Source organism: Fodinibius sp. GM108 (assembly GCF_058386985.1).
Genome location: NZ_JBYEIR010000004.1, coordinates 1 through 23,006, shown reverse-complemented (window position 1 = coordinate 23,006; position 23,006 = coordinate 1). Strand labels below are relative to the sequence as shown.

Sequence of the window (23,006 nt, the reverse complement as noted above, 5' to 3'; positions counted from 1 at the left end):
AATCGGGATGACGTCAAAAGTCAGAAACCTGTCTCTCTCCGACGTCATTCCGAGCGAAGTCGAGGAATCTATCATGGCAATTTTGAAATCCCCCGGCAAATACCTTCTTATCTCGTACTGATATCATCATCCTTCATCTGGTTCTTTACCTCCACTTCCAGAGCCGGACGGTAACTCTATACCCGACATATCTTTGAAAACTTCCAGCATCTCCATTGGCAGAGGAAGGAATGCAAAAGTCGCATTTTCCTCGCTGATTTCATTCATCGTTTGAAGGAAACGCAGCTGCAGGGCCATCGGTGCCTGTTTCATCATATTAGCCGCATCAACAAGTCGTTCGGCAGCTTGATATTCACCTTGTGCATTAATCACTTTAGCACGACGATCACGCTCAGTTTCGGCCTGTCGGGCCATAGCGCGTTTCATATTTTCAGGTAAGACAACATCACGAACCTCTACTGATACTACTTTGATACCCCATGGATCAGTCTGACGGTCAATAATTTCCTGAATATTCTTATTGACCTTTTCGCGCTCGGCTAATAGTTCATCGAGCTCAACCTGACCAACAATACTCCGCAGTGTTGTTTGAGCAAGCATAGAAGTAGCATGAATATATTTCTCAACTTGTATGACAGCAGCTTCAGCATCGACAACCCGAAAAAAGGTAATGGCATCAACATGAACCGTAACATTATCTTTGGTTATAACTTCTTGTCGGTCCACATTAATAGTCAGTACCCGCAGGTCAACGCGTTCAATCTTATCGATAAAGGGAATGAGGAAGATCAAGCCCGGACCCTTAGTCATTAAATATTTACCGAGTCGAAAAACAACAGCACGCTCATATTCCCGTAATATTTTGAACATCTGTGGCAGAATAATGGCTGCCAGAACAGCTATTGTAATGACCCAAGTTAATGTATCGAAAAGTGCATTGCTATCTTCCATAAGAAGCCTCGTGGAGTTAATTTTAAATTATATACATATAATAATAACGTCGATTAAGCGGAATCAGAAATGGGCTTGACCTTTATCGTAAGCCCTTTGATTGATTCTATTTCACATATTTGCCCTTCTTGAATAGTCTCGTCGCTTACCGCATTCCAGTATTCACCATTAACAAAAACACGTCCTTTTTGGCTGTTAATGGTTTCAACGACTTCTGCCCGTTTTCCAATCATTGATTCTTTGCCGGTCTTGTTGGGAGTGGCAAATTGGGCGCGGATACCTTCGGTAACAATCCAGACAAAAAACAGAGCTGTAAGTATAGTGGCAGGCACTAGCCATGCCCACGAGATATTCATCGATTCCGGCAGATCCTGAAAAAGCATGAGCGCACCCAGAAAAAACGAGACTGATCCCCCTGCAATGAGCAGGCCGAATGTTGGTGTAAAAGCCTCAGCAATAAAGAGAATGATAGCCAGTCCGATGAGTGCAAAGCCAGCCAGATTAATCGGCATGGCGGCAGAGGCATACAGCACAAGAATAAGCGCGATAATGCCGGCTACCCCTGGAATAATACCCCCCGGATTGGTGACCTCCCCGATTATACCATAGATGGCAATCATAGTCAGGATAAGCATAACCTCGGCACGCATTACAAATCCCAGAATTTTCTCGGCAAGGTTCCTGGGCACCTCATTGATTGTTGCATTATTTGTATTGAGGGTATCATCATTTATAACACGGCCATCAATTTGTTCGATCAATTCATCGCGACTGTTCGCTATTAGATCAATTACATTAAGCTCCAGCGCTTCTTCGGCTGTGATGGCTTCACCGTCCCGAACAGCAGAGCGCGCCCATTCCGCATTACGATCCCGTCGGTTTGCTATACTTTCGATGAAACTCTCAGAATAGTTGAAGATTTTCTTCTGCATCACGGAATCCTGCCCTCCACCCATTTGCACTGGTGATGCTGCTCCGATTGTGGTGGTTGGTGCCATGGCCGCTATATGAGAAGCCATAGTAATAAATGTACCCGCGCTGGCAGCTCTGGCTCCTTCAGGTGCCACATACACAGCGATAGGCATATCTTCAGATTGAAGGAATGCCTGTACGATATCTTTAGTGGATTCAAGCAATCCGCCCGGTGTATCAAGCTGAATGATTAAAAGTTCAGCACTTTGTTCATGAGCAATTCTGATTCCGCGGTTGATGTAATTTGTAGTGGTGGGAGAAATAGATCCTTCAATAGAAATCATAGTAACAACAGGGCCACTGTCAGGTTCAGCTTCAGTGGTATCAGTTTGAGTCGCATCGTTTGCGATCAAAAAAGGCAGCAACGCTATGAAAATTAGTCTCTTCATATCTTAAACTTATTAAAAAGCAGCATGGAAACAATAGAACAAAATAAGCTTAGAAACAATTTTCTTCATCTGTTGTGGCAGGTAAGTTGCTGCTGTCTGATCAAGCTATTATATTGAGACGAATTTTAACTAACCAATTAGTTCCGCTATGCCAGACACGACTAGTGATACACGTAGTGAGATTATGGAGGCCGCACGGCAAGAGTTTTTCACCCATGGGTATGAAGGGGCACGATTACAAAAGATTTCGGATCGCATAGGCGTTACCAAAGCGATGATACATTATTATTTTAATACAAAGAAAGAGCTTTTTGAACATGTATTTAACCAGTCGGTAAGTGAAGTATTCGGAGAGTTGGATAAAGTGATTGAAGAAGATGTTCCTCTCTTTAAAAAGATAGAACGGTTGGTAGATGTCTGCCTTGAAAAGTCGAAGGAAAATCCGGAAGTGTTGGCATTTGTAATTACCGAAAGCAACCGAAAGCCTGACTGGCTGCAACCTATTTTTAAGGAGCAGGTGCAGCTGGAACTGCATGCATTTAAAGATGAGCTCGATGAAGCGGCATCAAACTACCAGATTGCTTCGGTGAATCCTCAGAATTTATTGCTCAACATATTTTCGCTCTGTTATTATCCGACATTGTCAGTAAGTATTAACGAAGCCATGCTGAATGGAAATTCCTCGGATGAAAATGTGAGTGATAACTCAAAGAGAAAGGGAATAATTTTAGATACGATTCTCAATTGGCTTACGGCGTAAGCTGATAAAATTGCTTGGGGGCCAGCATTGATAAGGTACCAGCGCTGAAATTACTTTGGGAATTTTACGAGATAGTGCAGCAGGAGATTGCGGATCAAGTCCGCAATGACGACAAATATTAGCTTCCTTCAAGCTCTTCAATTTTTTCTTGAAGGACAGAAAGAATTAAATCCACTTCCTTTTTATGAGTTCTGAAATTCAAGACCGCCAGCCGCAAGTAAATCGTCCCGTTAATGTGTGTTGAAGATAGGAAAACACGTCCGTCACGGTGGATTTCGTTAGTCAATCTTTTGTTAAACTTATTGGCATCGCCTGAATCAGGAACATACCGAAAAAACGCTACTGAAAGTTCGGGTTCGGGACCCACTTCAAAGCCGTCAATTTCCTTTATCTGATTATAAAAATAGCGCGTAAGCAGCAGCTTTTCGTCCAGGGCTGCACGGAAAGGCTGAACACCGAAAAGCTGTAACGGCAGCCACATCCGCAGTCCGCGAAAATGTTTCGACAGCTCCGGTGAGAGATCAGCAGGTGAAGCTTCTTCGGTGGCTTTGAGCGTATCCTGCAGGTAATTGGCAGTCATATGCTGCGATTCGTATAGTTTCTGCCCGTTCTTAACAAGAAGCGCTCCTGATCCATAAGGCAGAAACAATCCTTTATGGGGATCGATAGTAGCCGAATCTGATTTTTCGATTCCTTTCATCTTTTTTTTGCCGTGATCGGAGAGCAGGAAAAAGCCGCCGTAGGCCGCATCTACATGAAACCAGAGATTGTGTTGTTGGGCAATATCACCGATTTCGTTAAGTGGATCCACGGCACCTAAATCAGTAGTGCCGGCCGAGGCAAAGATCGTTAGCGGAATAAGACCCTCATTTTTATCTTGCTGAATCTGTTTTTCAAGGGCATCTGAATTCATGCGATAATGGTCATCCATCGGAATCGTGCGAACTGTAGCTTCGCGGAGTCCGGCAAATTTAATAGCTTTTATAACACAATGGTGGACTTGATGAGTAGTATAGATTACGGCGCGATTGAAATCTGAGGCTTTAATACCAGAATCGTCCCTGGCAACCACCAGCCCTATTAAGTTGGCAATTGACCCGCCCGAAGTGAGATTTCCCGCTGCTTCACCAGGATAGCCAAGCAGATCGCACATCCATCGAATGCACATGTTTTCGATGCGGACTGCGCCCGGAGAGGAAAAATAGACTCCGGCGTAACGATTGGTAATGGCCGCCAGATAGTCAGCAATAGCCGAAGGATACAGCCCTCCGCCTGGAATATAGCCGGCATGTTTTCCCGAAGCAGGATTAAGCCCCGGTGTATCGACTTCTGATTTTAAGCTCTCCAACAGCTGATCGATATCCCTCGGCTGATCACGGAATGGTAGATTGTAGACTGCTTGTCCCTTTGTTTCCGACTCGTAGAAAGCTGGCAATTCTGACAGTTCCTCGAGAAAATTCTGACCATAATTTTTTGCTTTCTCAAACAATCGATCACGTTGTTCAGAAGGGACTTGGAGCTTTTTTGCCTGTTTCTCTAGTTTCTTTATTTGTTGTTCCATCTAATTTCGCCAGGAGTTCCGATTAGCAATTTATCCTAAAATAAAAAAAGCCGCGGCAAACGTAATCACCGCGGCCCCAAAAAACAGAAAGTGATATTTTTAACTTACGTCTGTACCTTCAAGGCGATAGCCTTCGCTCCGCCATCCGGCAAGGCCTTCTTCAAAATCCCAAACATTGCTGTAGCCCATATCCATGAGCTTTTCAGCAAGCTTGGGAGAGGCATCACAGTCTGAGTTGGCGCAGTAGACGACGATATCCTGATCTTTGTCAGGAATTACATTTTGCGCGCATTCAAGGTTGTGCTCTGTGATGTTAATAGAGCCTGGGATGCGCTTGGCCTTAAAGGCTTCTTCCGATAACGCATTAATTAAAACAGGACGATCTGTACTCGTCATTCGAGTATGGAGATCTTCTGCTGATATGCGTTGCATCGTAAGTGGCATAGTAATCACCTCTGTAGATTTGGTTCCATATTTGTTCTCACAAATACAGCATCATTAAACAAGCTGAAGAGGCATTGCCATTCCATAAAGATGCACTCTCGGAAAGTAGCAACAAGCGAACATTTTTAAACGTAAATATTGTTTTAGAACTAAAACAAAGCTGTAGATATTACGTTTTAGATATGATAAAACCTGAACAAAAAATTATTAGTGACAGCAATGAACAGAAATAGTTTACGGACAGTCTTCTTAATGACGTTGGCCGCGGTACTTTTCATGCTGGTAGGCCAGGTCCTGGGCGGCTCAACGGGATTGATTATAGCCTTTATTTTGGCAATGGTTATGAACTTTGTCAGCTATTGGAAATCAGATAAGATTGTGCTGCGGATGTATGATGCCCAGCCGGTAGATCGCAATTCACATCCCAAACTTTATGGTATGATCGAGGAGTTGGCCCGGAAGGCTGATCTGCCGATGCCGGCTGTATATATCATCCCACAACAACAGCCCAACGCTTTCGCTACCGGGCGAAATCCCGAGAATTCGGCTGTAGCTGTAACCCGGGGAATTTTACAAGCCCTGGATGAGCGGCAGCTTCGCGGAGTCATTGCCCACGAGCTGGCTCATATCCAAAATCGGGATATTCTAACGCAAACTATTGTCACAACTGTTGTGAGTGCACTGACGATGTTAGCTCAATTCGCATATTTTATCCCGATTGGAGGTAATGACCGTGGCTCGAACCCACTGGTAGCGCTGATTGTCTTAATTACGGCGCCTATTGCCGCCACAATGTTACAAGCAGCAATTAGTCGTACCCGTGAATATGAAGCAGACCGCGTGGGAGCCGAAATAAGTGGAGAACCACAACAGCTGGCTTCAGCACTGCAGACGATCGAAAAAGCTGCACAGCAGATTCCGATGCAGGTATCGGACACTGCTATGCGATCGACCTCACATATGTTTCCGGTGAATCCGTTTAGCGGCGGACAATTTATGAGCTTGTTCTCTACCCACCCTGAGACCGAAGACCGGGTGGAGCGGCTGATGCATATGGCAAGAACGGGCGAATACCAGTTTGACTAGCCGATCCCACGGATGAATCCGTGGGCTAGAACTTATATAATAAAAGCTCACTTAAAGTGAGCTTCGATTTTTATATTCTTAGCCTGATGATTCATCTTCAGGCAATAGGCAACAGGGAATAATCATAAAAAATGAATTTGTACACCTCTTACCTAATGCCCAAGCTCCTGCTTGGGAATGTAGTTTCTGTTGTAGGCGGAGCTTCACAACGAAGAACTGATTCCACCACTTAATTCTCATTCCGTACCTCTGATGCGTAACGGAAACTATTCATGTCACGCCCGGTTCTGAACTTGACTCAGGCTCTCTTCAGCATCTGCAGCAATTTTTCTTTAGAGGCATTTAGTACAGCTTTTGCACCAGATCCTAATCCGATGGCTGGCGTAGCTGTTTTAAAAAGGGCAGGATTCCAGTTGTTTCGGCCAGAATTTTCAACGGTTACTTTTACCCACGGATGAATCCGTGGGTAAAACTTATATATTAAAAGCTCACTTAAAGTGAGCTTCGATTTTTATATTCTTAGCCTGATGATTCATCTTCAGGCATTAGACAACAGGGAATAATCATAAAAAGTGAATTGGTTACCTGATGCCCAAGCTCCTGCTTGGGAATGTATTTATTTGCGTGGAAGCAGAGCTTCATAAGAGTCGTTCCGAAGCAGGAGTTTCGGAACGAGGGGAAACAGGGAAAGACCTGCATAACGTCATCCCGCACCCGATTGTGACCGACTACTGACGGATTGCGGATCAATCCCCACCCGATCATCGAAGATATCGGGATGTTGCGATAAATTACTCCGAAGCTATTCTTTCCGATGCCGGAGTAAACCTTATTACGGAGTTTTCCACTGGTGCTACACTTCGTAAATATACATAGATAGCTTCCAGATCCTGCTTGGTCATCCCTGCATACATCTGCCACGGCATTACGGTGTTAAATTGATTCCCGTCCACCTCGTGCAGAGAATCTACCGGCACATCGTACTGCTTAAAGCGTTGGACAAATGTCTCTTTACTCCAATTGCCGATACCTGTTTTCTTGTCTGGAGTAATATTAGAAGAACGCACGGTGCCAAATGGTGCTTTAAACTCCGATCCCCCGGCCAGGTCCATACCTTCTATAAAAGCTCCCTGATCCCTTGGAGTATGACAATCGGCACAACCACCTATGGTAACTAAATATTTCCCATAGGCTATTGAATCTGCCGGATCAGGACGATCCATCGGATCGGGTGGCTGGGGCATAGTGCGTAAAATTAAATTCATGGGAAAGTTTGCTTTAGAATCAGGTGAGTTGTATTCAATAGGCTCCAGCGTACGAATGTAAGCGATAATAGCTTTGACATCCTCGGGATCCATTTTATTATAAGAGGGATAAGGCATCACCGGAAACATCGCCCGGCCATCTTTAGTTACTCCTGTTGTTATTGTGCGATAGATCTCTCCGTCTGTCCAATCACCCAGATTATGCGGAGTGATATTTTTGGCATAAAAAGTGCCGGGCATCCCCATATCTTCATTAAAGACATCACCACCTCTGCCGAATGTCCCTGGTTGAATGGGTCCGGAAAATTTGGTCCAATCACGCGTAGAATGACAGTCCATACAGACGGCAACATTATTAGCAAGATATTTACCCCGTTCGACTTGTGCCTCGGTTCCTTCCACGGTTATTTGCGGCGGTGGCGGTACATTAGGAAAAGCTGCAAATAAATAAATAACGCCACCTCCTATCCCCAATACAATTATTCCCAATACTGAAAATAAAACTTTTTTCATCACTCAATCCCCCATTTATACATCAATCCACTGACAATGCTCAAGATGTTGTTAATCCTCTAATTTTTAGCGGATATTTACTAATTACGCAAGTAATTAAATTATAAGCAAGAAGTACTATAAAAATTTAATACGGTAGTCAGAGGCCGGAGGAGGGAATAGTATCTTCAGAAGATAAAACAGAGGTAAAATTAGGCCGTTACTCTTGCTCCTCGTTTTTATATTGATCATCATAAGCGTTTTTGATCCGCTGATTCATATGGCGCTTATAATTTTTGTATTCATATTCGCGGATGGTAAACTCTGAGTGATAGTTCCCATCGTTGCAATCTACTTTTAATTTCTGTGGATGATCAGTTTTACTGATTTCTACGCTGATATCCCCAAGTTTATATGAATCTATAACAGAGCTCATGTAGTATTGGCTTAGTTCCTTTTTTCAAAGATAATCACATTTGAGCTCCTTTTGAATTTTTAAGGAAGATAATCTGGAAAGGTTTTAAATCACCCCACCCATCTCTTCCGAAGCTCCTGTTTCGGGATGGTCAACAGTTTAGAGTTCTGTGAGATATTCATTCCCAGTCAGGAGCTTGGGAATGAAATAAAATATTAAATAAGATTGCGCACCGGAGGTACGCAACCAGATTAAATGGAAATAGAGGCATAAAACCTAATCCTCATCCGGAGTAAAAAGAGACGGCAGACGCCAGGGGTAGGCGCCCACCGTCAGGGGGGAGAATCAATAGTTACCTCGTCCGCCACCGCGTTCGCCGCGTTGACTTTGTTGCCCGCCTCCGAAGAAATACTGGAAGTTCAGAGAGAAGGAACGAGTTGACCAGCTAAATTCACGCTGGGCAAAATAATTGGTATTAGGATTACCATCGGTTGTTACCGTATTGCTGAAATTTTGGGCATTAAATACATCGCGGACGTTGAAGGTAAGTTTGGCTCTTCCATCCAACACATCGTAAGCAATTCCGGTATCCATCATCGTCATACCATCGCGCGAACCTTGCGGTGTATCACTTGGTCCGCGGTAGCGCATAGAGGCTTGATAATTTAATCCGTCAACTATCTCCCATCGCAGACGCATACGGCTCTGAAAATTTTCTGATTCACTACTAAATACATAATCCTGATAGCTCCCATCTGTATGAGACCGGAATAGATTAGCATTCCCCGTTATTGTGAATCTGTCAGCAATCTCCTGGTCAGCTGAAAATTCAACGCCCCATGCTTTTTCACTGGCAAAGTTGATGGGGAATCGAAACTGGACTCCATTTCTTTGTTCAGTGATATCTTCGATTACGTCTGTCCGATAGCGATAGTAAAAGCTGGTTAGCAGCGATCCCGTCTCCCAGTAGTGCAAATAACCTGCTTCGTATGAATTGCTGTATTCCGGCGTCAAATTGGGATTCCCAGTAAATTGACTTCGATTATCATCAAAATCTATACCCGGTAACAATGATCGGGACCACGGCCGTCGCAGCCGACGACTGTAGCTTATCTGTACCGATTGCTGCTCGTTGAATGAATAGTTTAAGAACACGCTGGGGAACAGGCCGATATATTTTTGCTCATTTACATCGCCCGTGTCTTTTATTTCTGTGCGGATATTCGTGTTTTCGACACGCAAGCCGAGTTGCCCTGAAAAATCGCCAAACTCATTGCCTAAAGTTATATAGGCCGCATTTACATTTTCCATATAGAGAAAGTTCTGCGTATAAGCTGGTTCTGACTGCCAGCTTCCGTTAACCAGTGTTTCTGCATTGTATCCGGTATCCATCCACTCAGTGTCGCTTCGGAGCCCGGCTTCCAACTTTCCATCTGCGCCCAGTGGCCGTTCATATTCGGCATTAAATCGCAGATCCATTTCTTCTTCCGTATCCTCTGCACGCTGCTGAAGTGGGTCCGCCGTCCCTTCTTGAATAATTTCTTCTATGTTGGTTTTGGCGTTTTCCCGACTGATGTCGAAACTTGCATCAGCTACCAGCTTATGCTCATCACCCTCGATTTTATTTTCATATTCAAGATTAAAGTCAAAATTACTTTCTTCGCCCTCCTCTTCAGTATTCCTGTTGATGCGTTGCAATACATCGCCGCTGAATGCTCCTTCAGAATATTCCATATCAGTATAAAGCATATCTTCATCGTTGGTCTCTTGCTCAAGGCTGATATAACTACTGGCGGTCAGGACTTCACTATCAGAAAGGTAGAAGTCAGCTCCAAAGCGAAAGTCGCCGTCAATTTCTGATTCATAGGCATCGGTCTGTTCGCGATACATATATGTTGTATCCGGCCCCGAAAACCGTTGAAATGAGTTACCGTTTTCAGGTTCAGAGCGGTAATCAGCGCCAATGTCTGCAAACCAGTTGACATTTTCTGTACGGTAGTTAAGGTTTATTGATCCTTCATACTCTTCAGGATACCCGCCGCCAGCGCTGGCACTTCCGTTGAGTCCAAGTTCCTGATTGTCCGTTAGAATAATATTAATAATACCGGCGGAGCCTTCAGCTGCATACTTCGAGGAAGGATTCGTAATAATTTCTACTTCTTTAATCATTGTAGCCGGTATGCTTCGCAGTGCATCAACATCTCCGCTAACCATGCTCGAAGGCTTTCCATTAATTAGCACACGCACCGACTCATTACCACGCAGACTGATATTTCCGTCAATGTCAGTGCTGATAGACGGAACATTATCTAAAACATTCACAGCTGAACCACCCAGGCTGGTAATATCCTGACCTACGTTAAAAACCCTTCGATCAAAACTCATCTCCATTTGCGAACGTTCACCCCGGATTACTACCTCGTCAAGGGTTTGGGAGGTTTGTGCCATTTCAATTTCCCCTAAATCTAAAATCTCTCCCTCCGAAACCTCAAACGAATGTGTAACTGCACCATAAGATACATAGGTTATTTTGAGTACATAACTGCCGGGGTCCAACTCAATTTCAAAACTTCCGGATTCATCGCTCGCCACTCCGGTTATAATATCCGATTCAGTTGAGTCATAAATTGCAACCGAAGCAGATTGTATAGGCTCACCATCCGGATCTATTAAGGTTCCGTTAACTGTCGCTTTATCAGATTGCGCAAACAGGGTACTTCCGGAAAAAAGCAGGAGTGCGAAAAATGCGGATAGCTTTTTCATCAGATGAATCAGTTTTAAGTATTTTTTTGAGTTCGAATTGAATCTAACAAACGAACTTATGTCAACGTTGTACGAAACCTGAAGGAAAATTGAAGATTTCCCGGACCGGTCACTTTATAACAATTATTTACATGTACATATGAGGTACAGGACAGGGATTCTGCTTATTGAAAATTGACTCTTATTTGATGCCAATCTTCCTCATTGTCATAGAAGATTTGATAATTGTTCTGATCGATAATCCGCTTGACTATAGAAAGGCCAAGTCCGATAGAAGCAGTGTTCTGATCATCTTTTTTAAATCGCCCGAATAGCTCATCGGGATCTGTTTCCAGCGGATTACCAGTATTGGAAATAGTGAGGTTTTCCTCCGTGAGTTCAATCCTGATACTTCCTCCCTCTACATTATGCTTGATAGCGTTTTGAAATAAGTTGGTCCAGAGGATATCAGCCAGCACAGGATGCATTTCTACTGTTACCTCTTCTTCGAGTTCTGTTTCAACATTCAACCCATTAAGCTTGATGAATTCATCAAAAGATTGCGTACTCTCTCTAATCAACTTAGTAAAATTGACTTCTTCCGTCTCGGTAAATTCATGATTCTCAATTTTGGTAAGCAGCGCCAAAGATTCGCTAAGTCGCGACAGTTTTTTTATAGATCGGTGACTGTCTTCTACATATTTATATTGTTCGGGTGAAAGGTCTGTTTCTGTCAGTAGCTCTAATTTTCCTTTTATAATCGAAAGCGGGGTCTGTAACTCATGAGAAGCATTTTCTGCAAATTCTTTCAAGTTGATATAGTCAGCTACCGCTTTTCGAGTCATATCCTCTATAAATCTATTCAGATCATCAAACTCTTTAACGTTTGTCTTTTCGGATTCAATAGGTTCTTTATCCTGCAGAGTAAAACTTTTAATGCGGTCTAGTGTATCTCTGAAAGGTTTAAAGAGACGATTCGATACTATAAATCCCACACCAATAGCTCCGATAACCTGCATCCCAAGAATCCATAGTAAAATTTCTGTAACAGCTTCCGTGATGTCATCTGATTCAACCAAAGCCCCATGGATCGCAATACGATATGAATTGCCACCAACATTACGATGGGCCACCAATTTTAAATTGGTTTCTTCCTGTTGCAGCCGCTCATTCCATACAAGAGTATCACGAATTTCAACCCTTGGTTCTACCTTGTTCGGAAGCTGTGTAACTTTCATATTTCTGTCTTCCTGGTCACCTCCTCGTTTGTGAAACATCTTGCCACGCTCCATCAGGTAGGTTACGCGATCAACGCGGTCAATAAATCGCCATTTGAGTTCATTATCCATTTCTCCTTTTATAACGAAATAGGAAATATAGCCACCGATTCCCAGTACAAGAATGGTAACCACTATATAGATCAGCACAAATTTAGTAGTCAGCTTCATACGGGATTTGTAACTTTGAATTTATATCCGATGCCATAAACACTTTCTATATAATTTTCGGCGCCGGCCTCCTCTAATTTTTTACGCAGATTTTTGATATGCTGATATACAAAATCCAAATTCGTCAGATGATCAACATAATCGCCCCACAAATGTTCAGCAATGGTTTGTTTCGACAGAACATGGTTTTTGTTTGAGGCAAAGTACAGCAGCAAATCAAACTCTTTAGGAGTTAGATCGACAATAGTATCATTTACCCTGACCTCCATGGTGTCGGTATTGATAGTAATTTCATTGACGGTTAAGATCTCTTGTCCATCACGCTGATTCCGGCGATTGACAGCTTTGATACGCGCATGCAGTTCAGGCAACTGAAACGGTTTGGTAATATAATCATCGGCCCCTAGCTCCAGGCCTTGTACTTTATCATCAAGTGCATTCTTGGCCGAAATGATGATAGTGCCTGTCTTGGGATTAACCGATTTTAACTCCCGAAGAACCTGCAGTCCCGATCCGCCCGGAATCATGATATCGATGAGCACCACGTCGTAGGTGTACGACATTATTTTATTAAAAGCCTCTTTGTAGGACTTGGCCGCCTCACAGATATACCCTTCCCGCTTAAGATAAGTACGGATATTCTGCAGAAGATCTTCGTTATCTTCAATAATTAAAAGTTTCATATATCAGAACATAATAGATGATTTTGAAGCAAAGTTGAAGCTTTTAGATATACTGCATCTATAGAGACCTTTTAAAGAAAATATTTTCTGTTATTAGTGTAATATATGAACATACATCTGTATAGTTCTCAACTCCTGCTAGTGAGTGTGATAAGCATACAGTAAAAATTGTATATCAAAAAATCCGAAGATTGCGTTTTTAGTATAGGATGCATCCATCTGCTTCTGCAATTTAATTTCTTATCGCTAATAAATGACTTAGCTGTAAATCCTTTTTTAACTGAGCTTGCTTCACTTTTCACGATTCGCCTTTAAATATCGCGCCCGCTGTACAATTCATGGACTGGATTCATGTTGTTAGTGGCAATTGCACAAAGCTTTGCTGCGAACCGGTTTCAGATCCAAAAAATGCTGGCGGCTTGCCTCTTCGAAAATAGCAGGTCGTGCATCCCCTCAACAGAACGGATTCATATCGTTTATAACAAAAAGGGATCGGTATCGCGCAGTACTTGTACAAGATGGGTGAGATTGATCAATTTGTGAAATATGGGGAGTTGTGTCTCACTAACCAGGAAAACGACGTTCCACCAAAGGTTGCTTACCACTAGCAGTCTAACTAACTGATTAAATAGTATTTCCTGTATGTCTCAGGCACATAGCTCTGTCATGGCAACAGCTGCGGCAATCAGTAATAAAGAAGTAAACCAAGGCTGGTTAGTCATTCATCACCAGTATAAATGCGGATAACTCCGTAATTCCCCTCCATGCCATATTGTGCCGCTCTAGAGGGTGGCAACACTTCAATGTAATTAATTTCTCCTTCAGCAAGCATTTCATTTACAGAGTTAAAATCCCGTCCTGCTTTTTGACCATCTATGACAAATAAGGGCTGAGTGCTTGGATTCACCAATGAACTTTCTCCGCGTATAATAACCCTGGTGCTTCCTTTAGAGCCGGTAAGGCGTACCGAACTTTCCCTTCTCAGATAATCCCTGAGAGTCCAGTTTTCTTCGCCGCTATATTTTTTTGAATTTTCTTGGGTTGCTGCGCCGCCACTGGATGAACAGCCCACGGCTACAGCTAAAAATCCCACCAAAATGACCGAGTATAAGATATTACATAGTTTCATAACAGTAAGGGCTGGTTTAAAGAATCTCCTGATTAAGTTAACAAACTGTTTAGGTAATATCTATTTTTTGAGAATTGATTCATCCAGCATATCTGTATCCTTAAACACAAAGTAGTTGGTAAAGAAAATCCCCAGGAAAACCGAAAGTACTGTCCCGGAGAAGATTGCTACCATAATCATGATTTGATATTTAATAGCAATAAGCGGTGAGCTGCCGCTCAAGATCTGTCCGGTCATCATACCTGGAAGTGATACCAATCCAATAGTTGCCATCGAGGCCAATGTTGGATTTGCAGATTTCTGGAGCGCTTCACTGATAAAAGACTTTAGAGCTTCGGATCGTTGTGCTCCACAGGAAAGATAAAATTGATAACGTTCTTTGTGTTCATCCAGGCTATAATAGAACGCATTAATCCCTATAACATTACTACGCAAACAGTTGCCCAGCACCATCCCGGTTATAGGGATGGTATACTGAGCTGCTAAAAATTTAGGCAGTTGGATAACTGCTTCCAGAAAGAAGAGATCGATAACAATAATTCCCAAAAATGTGGCTGCAAAAATGGGAATCAGAACCTTGGCTTTTTGGCGCAAATTGCTGCGGTCAACGGTGGCAACATCTGCTACGGCTACCATTATGAAAATCCAGGCGGCATTAATCCACGGGTTGTCATATTCGAATAAATACTCCAGGTAGTATCCCACAAAAAGTAGCTGCAATACCATTCGTATTGAAGCGATAAGCAGTTTTCTATTTAAGCCGGTATTATATTTCCAAAGGATATAGGCGGGCAGTACCAAAATTAAAAATCCGATACCCAGTTGCAGCCAGCTTAGATCAATTATTTCCATCAGTTTAGTTCTATTACGTTATCAGCTTTATTTACCCAGAACGAATCATGCGAAGTGGAAATGATAGTCCGGTCCGGGGTTAGTAACAGCTCGGCGGCTTTTTGTTTTGACCTGTGATCGAGTGCAGATGTCGGTTCATCGAGTAACATTAGTGGCTTATCTAACATGTGGCAGATAGCCAACCCCACACGCTGCCTCTGGCCCGTAGAAAGATCCCGAAACTGTTTATCCAATGTTTCTGGCCTTAACCCCAGCTGTTGTAATATGCTGGTTTGTTGTCGCAGGTTTTTTTGGGCGGATTGATTTGCCGCGAATTTAAAGGGGTTGGCTATCACTTCTCTGACTTGTCCATCTCCCATATTCAAATCCTGCGGCAGCCAGGCCGTGTGGCGGCGAAGAGTCTGGGTATTCCAATCTGAGTTACCAAGCGATATAGTTCCGGAATCGGGCTTGTTGAATCCTAATAAAAGCGTGAGAATCGTGCTTTTTCCCGATCCGGACTCTCCTTTTATAACGGTGTGTTTGTGCGGATCAGCTATAAACGAAAAATGATCGAGCACTTGTTCACTGTCGATACTAAAGCTTACGTCCCGAAATGATATGTTTGGAATTTTAGACAAAGGAACTGATTACTTTCAGTTTTTGATAATGTGCGGACGATCGAGCATTTTCAGCCTCCTTCAATAAACAGAAAGAGGCTGCCGGGAAACATAGCAAAATCAGTGCTCATTTCATGAACCATCGACCAAAAACCATATGTTGAGAGTTCTCTGAAATGTTTAAGCTTTGCTAAAGGATATTCGTAAATTTAATTGTATGTACAATCATATACTATAGGTAGCCCTGTATAAAGGATGTCTTTTTTATCAGTAATTACTATACTTATATTTTTGATTACGGGATCCAATTTACAGATTCCTATCAGCAGAGAGTAACTGCTCCAAAAAGAGAATCAAGATGTTTGATAATAAAAGCTGTGATTCAGGAAATTCTGTTGCAAATATCCCCTTTCAACTTGAACAAAAATGAGAGGTCTACTATGCGATCCAAGTCATTACGAAAATTGCTGTTGTCATTCTTGATATTCGGCTTGATGTTACCGGCCTATGTCCTGGCTCAATCGAGTTCAGGCGGTTTAACGCCGATGCAGCTGGCCAAAATGAAAGAGGTGAATGAAATTGCTATAGCGCCTTCAGGCGATCAGGCTGCATATACGGTAAGGGTACAGGCTGATCCTACAGAAGAAAATAAGCCGGCCAATAACTATTTATATCTTGCTGATTTGCGGAATGACAGTACAACGGCATTTGTAACGGCTATGAGTGTGAGTGACATAGCTTTTCGGCCAAACAGCAATTCTATAACATTTCTCGCAAATCGGGCCTCAGACGAGCCGACAAGTCTTTATGAAATTTCGTTGGACGGGGGGGAGGCGCAACAGCTATTTTCATTTAAAACTTCAATCGCTTCTTACTCCTGGGCTTCGGATGGCAGTCATCTGGCATTTATGGCCGAAGATACCATTACATATGAAAGATCTTCACTACCATACCATCCCGAAATTTACGAAGAGAATTTGAAACAACGTCGCGGTTATATAAAAGATGTTGATTCAAGAGATCAGGATCCAAAACAGGTTCAGGTTGATGGCTCTATCTATCAGATGGAATGGAGTCCTGATGGGGAACGATTAGCTATAGCGGTAGCTCCCACTCCCCTGGTCGATGACTTTTATATGAGTCAAAAGGTAATGATCATTAATCGGGAAGGTGAAGAAGTACTCGGAGAGGTAGACCACGAAGGAAAATTAGGCGACATTCAATGGAGTCCCAATGGAGAGCAGCTTGCAATGCTTGCTGCCGCCGACGTTCATGATCCTATAGCCGGACGCCTGCTCGTTGTGTCCTCTGAGGGTGGAGAGCCGACCCAGCTTCAACCACAATACGAGGGAATGTTTGAGCAGATTAGATGGACTGACAATGACAGTCTCCACTATATTACAAGTGAGGGCGTTTGGTCTACGTACGGAAGCATTAGTGCAGACGGTACAAACAAAAGTACAATTATCGACAGAGGATCAGTAAATCTTTCAGAGTTTGCGCGTGCCTCTGATGGGACTACCATTTTTGCAGGTAACTCTGCCAATCATCCCTACGAGCTGTATCGCCTCGACGAGACGGAAGAGTTGGTTAGAATAACAAATAGTAATCCCTGGCTGGATGATCTGCAGCTTGGCCAGCAAGAAGCAGTGCGCTGGACGGCAGAAGATGGAATGGAGCTACAGGGTATCCTAGTATATCCCACAGATTTTGAAGAGGGGCAGCAATATCCCATGATAACCGTGGTACATGGCGGACCTGAAAGCCACTACAACGATGGTTGGGTAACCAGCTATTCCGATCCCGGACAAATTGCTGCCGGGAAAGGTTACTTTGTCTTTTACCCGAACTATCGCGGAAGCACCGGTCGCGGAGAAGAGTTTCTTAAAAGCAGCCAGGGTGATCTGGCGGGAGCTGAATTTGACGATATCGTCGCGGGCGTTGATGAGCTGATAGACGTAGGACTGGTTGATTCTTCCAAAGTTGGTGTTACCGGTGGGTCGTATGGAGGATATGCCACCGGCTGGATGTCTACACGCTATACTGATCGTTTCGCGGGCGGCGTAATGTTTGTCGGAATCAGTAATAACATTTCAAAATGGGGCACCAGCGATATTCCTGAGGAGTTATATCTGGTGCATGCACGCGAGCGAATTTGGGAAGATTACCAGGGATTTCTGGAGCGCAGCCCGATCTACTATGCCGGACAGGCACAAACGCCGCTCTTGATTATGCACGGTAAAGAAGATACTCGGGTTAGTCCAAGTCAATCTTACGAAATGTATCGTCATATAAAAACACGTACTGATACGCCGGTACGACTGGTACTGTATCCGGGCGAAGGGCACGGAAATGTAAATTCTACGGCGCGTTTGGATTACAATCTGCGTATGATGCGCTGGTTTGACAAGTATCTTAAAGGAGAAGGTGGTGAGCCGCCGGAGGTCAAACTTGAGGTGGATAACGTTGTGAGAAATTAAGTTTGCCCTGAATAAATCCCTATAACAGCTAATAGTGTGGGAATTGACGCCCACGCTGTTATTGTTTAAGAGATAAGGCTGTTAAAGGAGAAGTAATGAGAGAAGTAATGACCATGGCAATTTCTACCGATCTTGTATCCACCAGCAAATTTCTCAGCTATTTACTGCGCCATCATCCTGAGGAAATCGGGTTAGAGCTGGATGAGAATGGTTGGGCCAACGTTGATGAATTAATTGAGAAAGCAGAGATGCACGGCCGACCTATTTCGCGAAATGATTTAAAACAAATTATGGCAAATGGTTCGAAACAGCGTTTTATTCTTAGCGATGACGGAGAATACATTCGCGCGGGATACGGCCACTCCATTGAAGTGAATTTGGAACTAAATCCATCTGTGCCGCCGGATGAGCTTTACCATGGTACGGCCAAGAAAAACCTATCTTCCATACTTGCTGATGGCATTCAGCCAGGAAGTCGGAACTTTGTGCATTTATCCATTATGTCGGATGATGCACAATTTGTAGGTAGTCGACATGGTAAGCCGGTAATATTAAAAGTGCCTGCGAAGAAGATGTGCAGGGAGGGCTATCATTTTTATCAGTCTGACAGTGAGCCGTGCATCTGGTTGACAAAAAATGTACCTCCGGAATTTCTGGAGGTCAAGTAATTATTAGGAAATCTCTATCCGAGTTCCAGCATTTATTTATAGCGCGCGATTTAAATCGCGCGCTACTGATAAATAATCCTTCTTATATTCTTACTAGTCTATGAGTTGGGAGGGTAGCTCTGCTCCCGACCAACGGAGTTTTCCTAACTGGATCTCTCAAAATAAAAAAGCCGTGGTGCAGACCACGGCTTTCGATTAATGATGTCTGTAATTACAGGTTATTTGACCTCTATCTTTTTGCCTGCTTTTTCTTTGATCTTAGGCACAGTGACCGTCAATACGCCATTTTCATAAGTGGCGTCAATGTTTTCTTCATCAATCACGTTCGGCAGTGGCAGTGAACGCTCGAACTTGCCGAAACGACTTTCAATGCGATGGTACTTGGTACCTTCCTCTTCTTTCAGTTCGCGTTCACCGCTAATAGTTATTGTATTGTTTTCAAAGCTAATGTTGATGTCTTCCTTGCGCATTCCCGGAAGAGCCAGTGTTATCTCGAACTCTTTTTCTGTTTCATAAACATTGAGTTCAGGAACAAACGTACCTTTGCTCCACGAGAATGCATCTTCCATTATTTCGTCCAACATATCAGAGAATCGAAGTGTTGAACGGTTTCGATCGTTGAATAATGTCGGAAAGTTTGTTGTGTTTCTTCTCATCAGCATAGCTATTACCTCCTAAAGTTTTCATTTAGCAGTTTACTAGTTACTCATGAGTGTGATGGACGTCCATCACGCTTCACTGTTGTTTATTACAAACCCTGTGCCAACCAAGATGTACTTGTAATTTTGGCAAAATTTTAGTTCCTGCAGCTTAATTTTTGACAAACTTTGTCTGTAAAAACGACAGCCGGATATGCAGAGGCAATTTACAAACTGAAATTAAATAAATTTTACCCGGCTAAACGTTTCAGAGATGTCCGGCTTTAATTATACTATATATGAAAGCAGATTTACCTAATAATCATTGTCAGTGCTTCATGATTTTTTAAATAGTTAATAAAACTGTCTAGTTATGAAAAAAATAATCACGGTTTTTGTTTTAATAGCAGTTGGTGTGGCAGTATTTGTTTTTACGGGATCATCTGAGGAGCCTCTGGTTGATGTCACCATCACCGAATGGGAGGTACCGTGGGAAGAATCGAGGCCGCGCGACCCTTATGTAGCGCCGGATGGTGATATCTGGTTTGTAGGCCAGCGGTCTCATTATGTGGCGGAGTTTGATCCCGATACCGAGGAGTTTCAGAAGTTTGATCTCGAAGACGGCGCGGGTCCGCATACCGTTGTTGTCGATGATGAAGGCACGCCCTGGTATGCCGGTAACCGGGCCAATCATATCGGCACTGTTAATCCGGAAAATGGTGATATTAAAAAGTATATGATGCCGGATGACAACAGCGCCCGCGATCCGCATACGATGGCCTTTAATAAAGATGGTGATCTATGGTTTACTTCACAGGGTGCTAACTCGGTTGGCAAGCTGGATGTAGAAAGCGGTGAGCCCGAAATTATTGAAGTGCCAACGCAGCGGGCTCGTCCGTATGGTATTATCATGGATCAAAACCAGGAGCGGCCTTGGATCTGCCTGTTTGGTACAAACAAGCTGGCCACCGTGGATCCCGAGACGATGGAGCTGAAAGAGATCGAGCTGCCCAATAAAGATGCACGTCCGCGGCGCCTGGCACAGACATCCGACGGATCAACCTGGTACGGCGATTATGCCCGCGGATATATTGGCCAGTACAATCCAAATGACGAATCGTTCGAAGAATGGCCAATGCCTTCGGGTGAAGAATCACGACCCTATGCCGTGACCGTTGATGACCAGGATCGTATCTGGCTGGTTGAGACGGGTGTTGATCCCAACCTGTTTGTAGGATTTGATACCGAAACAAAAGAGTTTGTAAGCTCTACAGAGATCGAGAGCGGCGGAGGAACGGTGCGGCATATGGTGTTCCATGAGCCGACCAATTCTATCTGGTTCGGTACCGACACCAACTACCTCGGCAGAGCTCAAATTCAATAGATACATTTTTCATCGGGCGGCTGGAATCGCCGTCCGGTGAATTAATTTGCCAACCACTTTTTGGGGAGGATCCAGCTCATCAAGAGATTATTTGTCGTTGTTTTACCCACTCTTTTTTGATGTATGCGGGAATGTTATGTCAACATGTTATATCAACAAGAGCGGCGTGCCACGTCGCATAATATCGGCAAATAATACGCTATTTGTATTTAAACCGATTATTTGAGATATATGAAGCCTGCAGCATAATGTTATTATGTACCAGGCTTGTTGCGATAATTATAGGTTAGCAAGCTTAATAGAAACTTTTTTAATTCAAATTCACTTATGAAAATATTTATTAGTTGGTCAGGGGATTTATCAAAGTCAATTGCAGACATTTTTAGACAATGGATACCTGGAGTTATCCAAGCTGCAAAACCTTATTATTCACCTGATGATGTATCCAAAGGTACTAGATGGAATAGTGAAATTTCCAAAGAGTTAGACCAATCAAAAATTGGGATAATATGTTTAACTCAAGAAAATCTTAATAGCCCATGGGTTATGTTCGAAGCTGGGGCCCTCTCCAAGAATTTAGAAAAATCAAAAGTTTGCCCTCTACTTTTTGGAATTGATCCTTCAGATATCGAAGGTCCACTTGTTCAATTTCAGGCTGCTAAATTTTCTAAGTCTGAAATGAAGAAGGTAATTAAAATGATTAACAATGAGTTAGACGACCAAAAGCTCGATGACAGTGTTTTAGATAGTGTCTTTAATAAATGGTGGCCAGACTTAGAAGAAAAAATATCGGAAGCTATAAAAAAGGCAGAAATCGATGATAGCAAAGATCTAAGAACTGATCGAGATATACTTGAAGAAATTTTATTCTTATCTCGTGAACTTTCGATAGCTAAGAAAAATAAGGAAGGAGATTTCTTTGAGCCTGCAGCATTTTCTGATGTAATAGTCAGTATTGAAGAAATTTTGGATGAGTCTGATCCTAAAAATGTATCAAGAATTGAACCTCCAATTGACAGAATATTCCATGCATTACATTACATATTAAATGAAGGAAGTTCTTACTGGGGGTCTTCTTTTAAAGATAAAATGCTAGAAAGGATGGAAGAAGTTCATATGAAATTTAATCGATTAAAGCGCCGTGCTGAAAATGAAATAAACAAAGCAGTAAGTAAAAAAATAAATAATTAAAGCTTGCTAACCAGCGCATTAAGCGGACGTGCCTCGCCCTACCCTGCCGAATTTTTAGTTCCTCAATTTCTGTAGTACATTTTGTTTTTAGTTCGACGTTGATCTGCACGCAGCTTATGCGCAATGTAGTTAGGCAAGTCAATAAATATCATCTCGTATGAAAAATAACAGGTTTGACTTCCTTGAGATGCAAAAAATCTTCAAAGAAGATCTCACCAGATGTGTCAGAAATTTACAGAAAACAGGCTATCCCTATGAATGGCGAGCATTCATTCGAACTATGTTTGCTCATATTGATGGAACTTGCCATCAATTCAAAGTAGCTACTCTGTTTCATTACAAAAATGGTGCTATTGACCTTTCAAATGATGAAGTCCTTTTTCTTTTAAATAAAAGGGCAAAGGAAACTGACGATGATGTCATTTTAAAAGATACCTTCCATCCAACTAAAACTAATATTAAACGAACTCTAAAAATTTTCCAGAAACTAACTGGTGAAAAGGATTTAATTGATTTTTCAAATAATGGATGGAGAGAATTACAAGATTCTATTGACATCAGAAATAGAATCACACATCCCAAGAAAAGTGCTGATTTATTTGTGAAAGAAAATGAATTCGATCTTCTAATCTCAGCTAAGATTTGGTGGTCAAAAAATGTTAATTACCTACTTTCAGCATACAATAAAAGACTAACTGGAAGTAGTTATGATGTAAAAGAAAAGTTTGAGAAAGTGCACAACCAATTAATGGATGAGCTTAAAGAAGAAAAGTAACAATGCCTAACCCCTTTAAAAAGGAAATTGTCAAGCAGACAGTCCTCACCTAGTATTCGTCCCTTCATTCCATAAATCCTTG

The 23,006-nt window shown here is 42.7% G+C and carries 21 protein-coding genes; 8 read left to right on the top strand and 13 right to left on the bottom strand.

Annotated elements, in window-relative coordinates; translation table 11 throughout:
* Positions 1–126: 126 nt before the first annotated feature.
* Together ACT3ID_RS08065 and ACT3ID_RS08060 are read right to left on the bottom strand one after the other, a co-directional pair.
* A complete protein-coding gene (locus ACT3ID_RS08065; RefSeq protein ID WP_491541501.1) occupies positions 127–951 on the bottom strand; it encodes a slipin family protein in 825 nt (274 codons plus the stop codon).
* 53 nt (positions 952–1,004) lie between these two features.
* Entirely contained in the window at positions 1,005–2,312 is a 1,308-nt protein-coding gene (locus ACT3ID_RS08060) for an NfeD family protein (protein ID WP_491541500.1), read from the bottom strand.
* A gap of 148 nt (positions 2,313–2,460) precedes the next feature.
* Here ACT3ID_RS08060 and ACT3ID_RS08055 point away from each other — a divergent pair, with 148 nt between their 5' ends.
* On the top strand, positions 2,461–3,072 hold the full coding sequence (locus ACT3ID_RS08055; protein ID WP_491541499.1) for a TetR/AcrR family transcriptional regulator: 612 nt from the start codon (positions 2,461–2,463) through the stop codon (positions 3,070–3,072).
* Positions 3,073–3,190: 118 nt separating this feature from the next.
* Here the strand turns inward: ACT3ID_RS08055 and ACT3ID_RS08050 are convergent, their stop codons facing one another.
* Positions 3,191–4,633, bottom strand: coding sequence for a pyridoxal phosphate-dependent decarboxylase family protein (locus ACT3ID_RS08050; protein WP_491541498.1), 1,443 nt, complete (start codon positions 4,631–4,633; stop codon positions 3,191–3,193).
* 99 nt (positions 4,634–4,732) lie between these two features.
* Positions 4,733–5,077 (bottom strand): rhodanese-like domain-containing protein, encoded by a 345-nt coding sequence (locus ACT3ID_RS08045; RefSeq protein WP_491541497.1) that lies wholly within the window; start codon positions 5,075–5,077, stop codon positions 4,733–4,735.
* A gap of 219 nt (positions 5,078–5,296) precedes the next feature.
* Here ACT3ID_RS08045 and htpX point away from each other — a divergent pair, with 219 nt between their 5' ends.
* Together htpX and ACT3ID_RS08035 are read left to right on the top strand one after the other, a co-directional pair.
* Positions 5,297–6,163 carry a zinc metalloprotease HtpX gene (gene htpX, locus ACT3ID_RS08040; RefSeq protein ID WP_491541496.1) on the top strand — a complete coding sequence of 289 codons (867 nt, stop codon included), beginning with the start codon at positions 5,297–5,299 and terminating at the stop codon, positions 6,161–6,163.
* Between the two features lie 588 nt (positions 6,164–6,751).
* A complete protein-coding gene (locus tag ACT3ID_RS08035) occupies positions 6,752–6,898 on the top strand; it encodes a hypothetical protein (protein WP_491541495.1) in 147 nt (48 codons plus the stop codon).
* Between the two features lie 56 nt (positions 6,899–6,954).
* Here the strand turns inward: ACT3ID_RS08035 and ACT3ID_RS08030 are convergent, their stop codons facing one another.
* From ACT3ID_RS08030 to ACT3ID_RS07995, 8 genes are all read right to left on the bottom strand, one after another.
* Positions 6,955–7,941, bottom strand: a complete 987-nt coding sequence (locus ACT3ID_RS08030; RefSeq protein ID WP_491541494.1) for a c-type cytochrome — start codon at positions 7,939–7,941, stop codon at positions 6,955–6,957.
* 199 nt (positions 7,942–8,140) lie between these two features.
* Positions 8,141–8,356 carry a hypothetical protein gene (locus tag ACT3ID_RS08025; RefSeq protein WP_491541493.1) on the bottom strand — a complete coding sequence of 72 codons (216 nt, stop codon included), beginning with the start codon at positions 8,354–8,356 and terminating at the stop codon, positions 8,141–8,143.
* Positions 8,357–8,680: 324 nt separating this feature from the next.
* The gene (locus ACT3ID_RS08020) at positions 8,681–11,098 is read right to left on the bottom strand and encodes a TonB-dependent receptor domain-containing protein (protein WP_491541492.1); all 2,418 of its coding nucleotides are present in this window, start codon (positions 11,096–11,098) and stop codon (positions 8,681–8,683) included.
* A gap of 164 nt (positions 11,099–11,262) precedes the next feature.
* Positions 11,263–12,525 carry a sensor histidine kinase gene (locus tag ACT3ID_RS08015; RefSeq protein WP_491541491.1) on the bottom strand — a complete coding sequence of 421 codons (1,263 nt, stop codon included), beginning with the start codon at positions 12,523–12,525 and terminating at the stop codon, positions 11,263–11,265.
* Entirely contained in the window at positions 12,522–13,208 is a 687-nt protein-coding gene (locus ACT3ID_RS08010; protein ID WP_491541490.1) for a response regulator transcription factor, read from the bottom strand. The genes ACT3ID_RS08015 and ACT3ID_RS08010 overlap by 4 nt, the downstream gene beginning before the upstream one ends.
* A gap of 718 nt (positions 13,209–13,926) precedes the next feature.
* Positions 13,927–14,337 carry a TonB-dependent receptor plug domain-containing protein gene (locus ACT3ID_RS08005; protein ID WP_491541489.1) on the bottom strand — a complete coding sequence of 137 codons (411 nt, stop codon included), beginning with the start codon at positions 14,335–14,337 and terminating at the stop codon, positions 13,927–13,929.
* A 60-nt stretch (positions 14,338–14,397) separates the two neighbouring features.
* The gene (locus ACT3ID_RS08000) at positions 14,398–15,189 is read right to left on the bottom strand and encodes an ABC transporter permease (RefSeq protein WP_491541488.1); all 792 of its coding nucleotides are present in this window, start codon (positions 15,187–15,189) and stop codon (positions 14,398–14,400) included.
* Positions 15,189–15,809: an ABC transporter ATP-binding protein gene (locus ACT3ID_RS07995; protein WP_491541487.1), complete on the bottom strand. Its 621-nt coding sequence runs from the start codon at positions 15,807–15,809 to the stop codon at positions 15,189–15,191. The genes ACT3ID_RS08000 and ACT3ID_RS07995 overlap by 1 nt, the downstream gene beginning before the upstream one ends.
* Positions 15,810–16,228: 419 nt before the next feature.
* On the opposite strand from ACT3ID_RS07995, the gene ACT3ID_RS07990 reads away from it, so the two are divergent.
* Both ACT3ID_RS07990 and ACT3ID_RS07985 read left to right on the top strand, forming a co-directional pair.
* Positions 16,229–18,268, top strand: a complete 2,040-nt coding sequence (locus ACT3ID_RS07990) for a S9 family peptidase (protein ID WP_491541486.1) — start codon at positions 16,229–16,231, stop codon at positions 18,266–18,268.
* Between the two features lie 95 nt (positions 18,269–18,363).
* Positions 18,364–18,936, top strand: coding sequence for an RNA 2'-phosphotransferase (locus ACT3ID_RS07985; protein WP_491541485.1), 573 nt, complete (start codon positions 18,364–18,366; stop codon positions 18,934–18,936).
* Positions 18,937–19,154: 218 nt separating this feature from the next.
* Here ACT3ID_RS07985 and ACT3ID_RS07980 read toward each other — a convergent pair whose 3' ends face one another.
* Positions 19,155–19,592 carry an Hsp20/alpha crystallin family protein gene (locus tag ACT3ID_RS07980; protein ID WP_491541484.1) on the bottom strand — a complete coding sequence of 146 codons (438 nt, stop codon included), beginning with the start codon at positions 19,590–19,592 and terminating at the stop codon, positions 19,155–19,157.
* Positions 19,593–19,947: 355 nt separating this feature from the next.
* Here ACT3ID_RS07980 and ACT3ID_RS07975 point away from each other — a divergent pair, with 355 nt between their 5' ends.
* The 3 genes from ACT3ID_RS07975 (at position 19,948) to ACT3ID_RS07965 (ending at position 22,924) form a co-directional block, all read left to right on the top strand.
* Positions 19,948–20,958: a Vgb family protein gene (locus tag ACT3ID_RS07975; protein WP_491541483.1), complete on the top strand. Its 1,011-nt coding sequence runs from the start codon at positions 19,948–19,950 to the stop codon at positions 20,956–20,958.
* Positions 20,959–21,285: 327 nt separating this feature from the next.
* Positions 21,286–22,149, top strand: coding sequence for a toll/interleukin-1 receptor domain-containing protein (locus tag ACT3ID_RS07970; RefSeq protein WP_491541482.1), 864 nt, complete (start codon positions 21,286–21,288; stop codon positions 22,147–22,149).
* Between the two features lie 157 nt (positions 22,150–22,306).
* Positions 22,307–22,924 (top strand): hypothetical protein, encoded by a 618-nt coding sequence (locus tag ACT3ID_RS07965; protein ID WP_491541481.1) that lies wholly within the window; start codon positions 22,307–22,309, stop codon positions 22,922–22,924.
* Positions 22,925–23,006: the final 82 nt, after the last annotated feature.